The sequence below is a fragment of the Capnocytophaga catalasegens genome, from assembly GCF_026005215.1.
GTDB classification, from domain to species: Bacteria; Bacteroidota; Bacteroidia; order Flavobacteriales; family Flavobacteriaceae; genus Capnocytophaga; species Capnocytophaga catalasegens.
In genome coordinates this window covers 116,487-124,772 of the sequence record NZ_BPMA01000018.1, presented here as the reverse complement: position 1 = coordinate 124,772, position 8,286 = coordinate 116,487, and the positions used below count along the sequence as shown (strand labels likewise).

At 32.2% G+C, this 8,286-nt stretch carries 6 protein-coding genes; all 6 read left to right on the top strand.

Annotated features, from left to right (window positions below; translation table 11 throughout):
- Positions 1-264 precede the first annotated feature (264 nt).
- The 6 genes from OO775_RS06335 (at position 265) to OO775_RS06310 (ending at position 8,278) form a co-directional block, all read left to right on the top strand.
- Positions 265-1,020: a DUF6261 family protein gene (locus OO775_RS06335; protein ID WP_264846213.1), complete on the top strand. Its 756-nt coding sequence runs from the start codon at positions 265-267 to the stop codon at positions 1,018-1,020.
- Positions 1,021-1,287: 267 nt separating this feature from the next.
- Positions 1,288-2,685: a tRNA uridine-5-carboxymethylaminomethyl(34) synthesis GTPase MnmE gene (gene mnmE, locus OO775_RS06330; protein WP_264846212.1), complete on the top strand. Its 1,398-nt coding sequence runs from the start codon at positions 1,288-1,290 to the stop codon at positions 2,683-2,685.
- A gap of 200 nt (positions 2,686-2,885) precedes the next feature.
- Complete coding sequence (locus tag OO775_RS06325; RefSeq protein WP_264846211.1) at positions 2,886-5,867, top strand: type I restriction endonuclease subunit R; 2,982 nt, start codon at positions 2,886-2,888, stop codon at positions 5,865-5,867.
- A gap of 65 nt (positions 5,868-5,932) precedes the next feature.
- On the top strand, positions 5,933-6,532 hold the full coding sequence (locus OO775_RS06320; protein ID WP_264846210.1) for a restriction endonuclease subunit S: 600 nt from the start codon (positions 5,933-5,935) through the stop codon (positions 6,530-6,532).
- Positions 6,533-6,536: 4 nt separating this feature from the next.
- Positions 6,537-7,112 (top strand): restriction endonuclease subunit S, encoded by a 576-nt coding sequence (locus tag OO775_RS06315; RefSeq protein ID WP_264846209.1) that lies wholly within the window; start codon positions 6,537-6,539, stop codon positions 7,110-7,112.
- 29 nt (positions 7,113-7,141) lie between these two features.
- The gene (locus OO775_RS06310) at positions 7,142-8,278 is read left to right on the top strand and encodes an AAA family ATPase (RefSeq protein WP_264846208.1); all 1,137 of its coding nucleotides are present in this window, start codon (positions 7,142-7,144) and stop codon (positions 8,276-8,278) included.
- Positions 8,279-8,286: the final 8 nt, after the last annotated feature.

Here is an 8,286-nt window from a genome sequence, read left to right as displayed (position 1 = left end):
CATATAAAATTACAATTGACAAAGCTAACTTATAGTATCTAACATATAAAATTACAATTGATAAAATAAATTATAAGTATAATGAACTGGTTATTATCTATAAAAATTCTTATATTTTTATAGATAAAATGAAAGTATACTATATATAATATATGGTATACTATTTTTTTTTTGAAAAAAATAATTATAATTTATTGTATATTTAAAAATAAATTGTAATTTTGTACCATTAAAAAATAAGTATAACTAAAATAAATAATAAAAATGAAAAATATTATAGTACTTAGAAATATACAAAGTAATCGTTTAAATAATGATGAATATATCAATTTTATTCGCAATGTAGAAAAACTTATTCAAATAGCAACTATCGAAAAATTGAGTATAGAGCAACAAGATTTTTTAGAATTTCAAGAAAGTATAGAACAATTATTGGCAATTGATAAATATAATAAAGAAAATCATTTGACAGAAGAAATAGCTTCATTAGATAAACAACGAGGTGAATTATCTCTATTTTTGCTTTCTATGTGTAGAGCAGAACGAAAAAATCCAGATACCAAGCGAAGTAATGCTGCATCTTATTTATATAAAGAGATAAAAAGTTTTTCTGGAATACAAAATCTACCAATAGGACAACAGACAAGTGCAACCGAACGGTTATTTGTATTACTTTCAGATTCTACAAATCAATCACATATAACTACTTTGGGTTTGTCAGATGTCGTTAATAAATTATCAAAAGTAAATAAAAAATTTCAAGAAATTGCCGCAAATCGTTCAGAATCTCAACTATCAAAACGAAAAGGTAGTGTAAGGTCTGTACGTAAAATAACAGATGCTCAGTATCAAAACCTTATGGCATATGCTTTTGCTACTAATATATTGCATGAAACCGAAGAAAGTAAAAATTTTGTACAACGTATCAATAAACTAATCAGTGATGTAATAAGTTCGTATAAACAACGAAAAGCAATAAGTGCCTCTTTATATAAGTCAGAAAAGATAGTAACTATATAGTAATTTGTTTATTTATATAGAAAATAGAATCTTTTTATATAAAAAATAGATTTATTTTTTTATTTGGTAAAATAAATTAACTATGAAATTATTTGTATAATAAGAAGAAAATAGATTGTATTTTATATTGTTGAATTTTACTAAAAATCATATGTGTTTTTTATAAATATATATGATTTTTTTATAATATGAAAAACTATTTAGTTCTCTATAATATGATAATCAGTTAAAAATAAATGAATCTTATAGACCTTTAATTTGTAAATAATGAACACCAAAGATACCATCGTAGCCTTAGCAACAGCCTCAGGAAGTGGTGCTATTAGTATCATTCGCCTATCGGGAATAGACGCTTTTGCAATTGCTCAGCAAATTTTTATTCCGTATAGTAAAAAAAGTTTGCAAGACCTCCCTTCGCATTCTGTGCATTTGGGATATATAAAGCGTTCAGAGCATATTTTAGACGAATGCTTAGCTACCCTTTTTAAAGGAACTCGTTCTTATACTGGCGAACCCGTAGTAGAGTTTTCTTGCCACGGAAGTCCGTATATTCAGCAAGAAATTATCAAATTGTGTGTAGAAAAAGGAGCAAGAGTAGCCCAAGCGGGTGAGTTTACCTTCCGTGCTTTTATCAACGGAAAAATGGATTTAAGCCAAGCCGAAGCTGTTGCCGACCTCATTGCATCGGATAGCGAGGCAGCACACCAAGTAGCTATGCAACAAATGCGTGGCGGATTTACTAACGAAATTAAACTCCTCCGCAATGAATTGCTCAATTTTGCTTCGCTCATAGAACTTGAATTGGATTTTTCTGAGGAAGATGTAGAATTTGCAGATAGAAATCAATTTCAAAATCTACTTTTCAAAATACAAAAGATAGTGAGCAGATTGATTGATTCGTTTGCAATGGGCAATGTGATTAAAAATGGAATCCCCGTGGCGATTATCGGTGAACCGAATGTAGGAAAATCCACCCTTTTGAATACCCTTCTCAATGAAGAAAGAGCTATCGTTTCCGATATAGCAGGGACAACGCGCGATACCATTGAAGATGAAATTGCCATTGGAGGTATTCCGTTTCGATTTATTGACACAGCAGGTATTCGCGAAACTACCGATAAGATTGAACATTTAGGAATTGAAAAGGCTTTCGATAAGATGCATCGCTCACAGATTATATTGTTTATATTCGATAGTCTGATAGCTATAAATCAGCCAGCGACTTTAACAAATATAAAAGAGCAAATCAATCATTTAAAACGAATTAACGAAGGCAAACAATTTGTAATTATCGCCAACAAATCCGATTTAATTTCTTCGAAGCAACGCACTCTTATTCAAGATGTTTTCCCAGAGGTTTTGTTTCTTTCGGCAAAAAACAAAGAGGGCGTTTCGGAGCTTGAAAAACAATTGCTGAGCTTTGTAAATATGGGTGTTTTACGCAATCAAGATACCATTGTTACTAATTCTCGCCATTATGAAGCCCTTCTGAAAGCACAAGCCGAAATCAACCGCGTACAAGAGGGACTTCTCGGCGGACTTTCAGGCGATTTATTGGCCATCGACATACGCCAAGCTCTCTATTATTTTGGAGAAATCACGGGCGAAATTACCACCGATGAAATACTAGGAAATATATTTTCAAGATTCTGTATAGGGAAATGATTTTGCTTTCTGATACAATCTATGGATTACACTTGATTTTTATAGAATTTATTTTATTCGATGGACTTATCAATAGAGACATATTTCTTAACTGAGAATTAAAGATAAAGAGGAAATAATTATTAAATTTTATTACAAAAAATATTTTTTCATAATAAAAATAGTAATTTTGTGCCTTTGGACACTAATTTTTATAAACAATGATATTTAGCGAACATCAAATTGAAGAAAAACTTATTAAACATCTAAGAGATAGCCTAAAATACACCTATCGCCCTGATATTACTGATAGAAAAAGCCTTGAAGATAATTTTAGAGCTAAATTTAATGCTTTGAATAGGGTTACACTTTCTGATAGTGAATTTTATCGCTTGCGTGATGAAATTATATCTTCCGATATTTTTACTGCCTCTAAACGGCTACGAGAGAAACAATATTTCCAAAGAGAAGACGGTACACCGCTAAATTATACGCTTGTAAATATAAAAGATTGGTGCAAAAACGATTACGAAGTTATTCATCAGTTGCGTATCAATACTGAAAATAGTCATCAAAGATATGATATTATTTTGCTTATCAATGGGTTGCCTGTGGTGCAGATAGAGTTGAAAAAATTGGAAATTTCTCCTCGAAAAGCAATGCAACAAATCATTGATTATAAAAATGAAATAGGCAACGGATATACCAATTCGCTTTTGTGTTTTATGCAACTTTTTATTGTTAGTAACAGAACGAATACTTACTATTTTGCCAATAACCAAAATCAACATTTTCGGTTTAATGCCGATGAACAATTTTTACCAGTTTACCAATTAGCTGACAAGAAAAATAACAAAATAACCTTTCTGGAAGATTTTTCTAATCGTTTTCTTGCCAAATGCACACTCGGCGAAATGATTAGCAAATATATGGTGCTTGTTGAAAGCGAACAGAAAATACTCGTTATGCGACCTTATCAGATATACGCTGTAAAGGCTATTATTGATTGTATTGACCAAAACAGAGGGAATGGTTATATTTGGCACACCACAGGGAGTGGTAAAACACTTACTTCTTTCAAGGCTTCTACTTTGCTGAAAATGAATGACCAAGTGCATAAATGCCTTTTTGTAGTGGATAGAAAAGACCTTGACCGCCAAACACGTAAAGAGTTTAACAAATTTCAAGAAGGTTGTGTGGAAGAAAACACCAATACAAAAGCACTTGTAGATAAACTGCTCTCCAACGATTATGCAAATAAAGTTATTGTTACTACCATTCAAAAATTAGGATTGGCACTTGATGAAACCAATAAGCGAAATTACAAAGAACAGTTAAAAGCATTGCAAGACAAACGAATTGTATTTATTTTTGACGAATGCCACCGCTCGCAATTTGGAGAAAACCACAAGGCTATAAAAGAATTTTTCCCAAAAGCACAACTCTTTGGCTTCACCGGAACGCCTATTTTTGAAGAAAATGCGACATATAACACGCGTGAAGGCGAGTATGCTTCATACAAAACAACCGAAAGTATTTTCCAGAAACGCTTACACGCCTATACCATTACTGAAGCTATTGACGACCGCAATGTACTGAAATTTCATATTGATTATTACAAAGGAAAAGGCACAGAAAATATAAAAGCAGGCGAAACACTCGCACAACAAGCGGTGGTGGAGGCTATTCTTGAAAAACACGATGCTGCCACAGGTTTTAGAAAATTTAATGCTGTGTTGGCTACGGCTTCTATTAACAATGCCATTGAATATTATCACCTTTTCAAAACAATTCAGCAGAAAAAGAAAGCAGAAAATGCTGAGTTTGTGCCACTGAATATTGCTTGCGTATTTTCGCCTCCTGCCAGAGGAAATAAAGATATTTCGCAACTGCAAGAAGACCTTCCGCAAGAGCAAGAAGACAACAAACAAAATCCTGAAGAAAAAGAATCGGCATTGAAAGAAATTCTCAAAGACTACAACGCCCAGTATGGTACTAATCACAGTCTTGTTGAGTTCGATACGTATTACCAAGATGTGCAAGACCGTATCAAAAAACAACAATATAACAATAAAGATTATCCACACCAAAATAAAATTGATGTTGTTATTGTGGTAGATATGCTTCTTACAGGCTTTGATAGCAAATATCTCAATACGCTTTATGTGGATAAAAACTTGAAATATCACGGACTTATTCAGGCTTTTTCACGAACGAATCGAGTGTTGAATGACACAAAACCTTACGGGAATATTCTTGATTTTCGTTCGCAACAAGAAGCCGTTAATGCTGCTATTACACTTTTTTCAGGACAAGACAACAACGCCAAACCACAAGAAATTTGGCTTGTTGATGCCGCTCCTGTGGTTATCGAAAAATATAAAGAAGCCATACAAACTTTTGGCGATTTTATGCAGGCGAACAATTTGCAAGCCACACCACAAGATGTAGCCAACCTCAGAGGAGATTCGGCACGTATTGCTTTTATCAAAAATTTCAAAGAAATACAGCGTTTCCGTACAGAACTTGACCAATATACAGACCTTACCGAAGAACAAAAAACGGAAATTGAAAACCTTTTGCCTGCTGAAACTTTCCGTGATTTCCGTAGCGTCTATTTAGAAACCGCTCGAAAACTCCGTGTGCGTCAGCAAAAAGAAGGAGAAAACGCACCGCAAGAACTCCAACAGCTTGATTTTGAGTTTGTTCTCTTTGCTTCTGCCATTATTGATTATGATTATATCATTCAATTAGTTTCTGAAAACTCACAAAAAGAACCTTCAAAACGGCAAATGACCAACGAGCAAATAATTCGCCTGTTGAGTTCTAACGCAAACATAATGGAAGAAAAAGAAGATTTGGCCGAGTTTATTGCTTCGTTGGACACACAAAAAGGCTACCTTGTGGAAGAACTCAATACTGCTTTTGCTGATTTTAAAGACAAAAAATATAACGCAGCACTCTTTGAAATTGCTCAAAAACACGGCATACCGATTGATGAGCTGAAAGTTTTTGTACAAAATATTTTTAATCGTATGATTTTTGACGGCGAACAGCTTACTGACCTGCTGGCTCCCTTAGCCCTTAGTTGGCGAGAGCGAACCCAAAAAGAACTTGCTCTAATGGACGACCTTGCCCCACACTTACGCAAAGTAGCCAAAGGGAAAAGCATATCAGGATTAGAAGCGTGGGAACAAATTTAGATTTTTTATTTCATCAGAAAATCCCGAAAGCAATAAAATTGAAAATTTTTTTTAAAAAAACCAAAATGAGTAAAACAAAAAAACACACCCCAAAACACCGTTTCCCCAAGTTTAAAAACGATAAAGAATGGGAAGAAAAAATTTTGGGAGAGTTGGCGGAAATTACAAATGGAAAGGCTAATGCACAAGATCATATTGAAAACGGGATTTATCCTCTATTTGATCGTTCAGAAGTAATTAAGTCCTCTAATACTTATATTTTTGATTGTGAAACTGTAATAATTCCCGGTGAAGGAATGCGGTTCATTCCAAAATACTATGAGGGTAAATTTAATTTGCATCAAAGAGCATATGCTTTAAAAAATTTTTCTTGTAATGGCAAATTTGTTTATTATTCAATACTAAATAATACTAATTTATTATCACAAAAAGCAGTACAATCAACGGTTCTTTCTTTAAGATTACCTATCTTGCAAAATTTTCCTTGTATTCTTCCTCCAACAATCGAAGAACAGCAAAAAATAGCCGATTGCCTTTCGTCGGTTGATGAGCTTATAGCCTTGCACGAGCAAAAATTGGAACTGCTCAAAGCCCACAAAAAAGGCTTGTTGCAACAGCTTTTCCCTGATGATAAGCGTGATGAAAATGTAGTGGGGGGGGGGTAAGTTGTTGATTTACAACTACTTGCTAAAACTTCGTTTCCCTGAGTTTAAAAATGATAAACCTTGGGAGGTGAAAACTTTGGGGGAGGTTTTAGATTATAAAAGACCTGATAATTATATTGTAAAAGATACTAATTATCAAACGAATGGAATTCCTGTATTAACTGCAAATAAAAGTTTTATATTAGGATATACAAATGAAGAATTTGGCGTTTTTGATAATTTTCCTGTTATCATTTTTGATGATTTTACAACGGATAGCAAATTTGTTGATTTTCCTTTTAAAGTAAAATCTTCTGCTATAAAAATTTTATTAGCAAAAAATAACTATAACATCAAATTTATTTATGAATTAATTTCTACTATTAAATTTGAGGCTACGGAACATAAACGATATTATATTTCAGAATATCAAAATATAAAACTCCCCTTCCCCTCCATAGCAGAACAACAAAAAATAGCAGCGTGTCTTTCATCAGTAGATATCGTGATTAGCACGCAAACCCAAAAAATAGAAACTCTCAAAAATCATAAAAAAGGGTTGTTACAAAATTTATTAGTTAATGAAAACAATGTAGCGTAAAAAATGAAAAAAAGTAATATTTGAAAAAAATGAGTAATACAACCAAAATACGATCATTTGAAAATCTCTCCGAAATAGGAAAAGATTTTAGAAAAACTCTAATGGGAGATGCTACTAAAGAGAAAAATATAATATTACTTTTTGCTCATAATGGTAGTGGTAAAACACGCCTTTCGATGGAATTCAAGCAACAAGGGAAAGCTCTTGATGAAGAAGGAAATGCAATAGGTGGGGATACATTATATTTCAATGCTTTTACTGAAGATTTATTTTCGTGGGATAATGACTTGGATAATGATACAAATAGGAGGTTGAAATTTAATGCTGATTCTGCTTTTTTTGATGGTTTAAAAGAATTAAATTTAGATGAAAAAATAGAGTTGTTTTTTCAAAATTATATTGATTTGGATTTTAAGATTGATTACGATAATTATGAAGTTTCGTTTTCAAGAAAATTTATCGAAAATAATACAAATCGAACAGTAGAAAATATTAAAATTTCACGAGGTGAGGAGACTTTGTTTATTTGGAGTTTTTTTATGGCAATTTGTCAGCTAGTAATTGATAAAGACCCTGCATATAGTTGGGTGAAATATATTTACATTGATGACCCTATATCATCTCTTGATGAAAATAATGCGATTGCAATAGCTTGTGATTTGTGTAAGTTACTAATAAATGAAAAAAAACAAGTTAAAGTGGTGATTTCTACTCATCACAGTTTGTTTTTTAATGTTTTGTCTAATGAAATAGGTAGAAAAACAAAAAATAAAAGATATTTTCTACATAATAGAGGAGATTCAGGTTATGCACTTCAGGAAACAAATGACACACCTTTTTTTCATCATATAGCAACTATTAACGAATTAAAAAAAGTAGCTGAATCAAATACTATTTATACTTATCATTTTAATATATTGAGAAGTATTTTAGAAAAAACTGCTACTTTTTTTGGTTATGACAAAATTGATAAATGCATAACGGGTTTGGAAGATGAAATACTTTTTGAACGAGCTTTAAATTTATTCAGTCACGGAAAATATTCAGTATATGAACCTGTTGAGATGACTAACGATAACAAAGAACTTTTCAAAAGAATTTTGCAAAGTTTTCTTGGGAAATATGAATTTTCTTTCCCAGAAATTTTTAATAGCGATAACGAATAAACATAAAA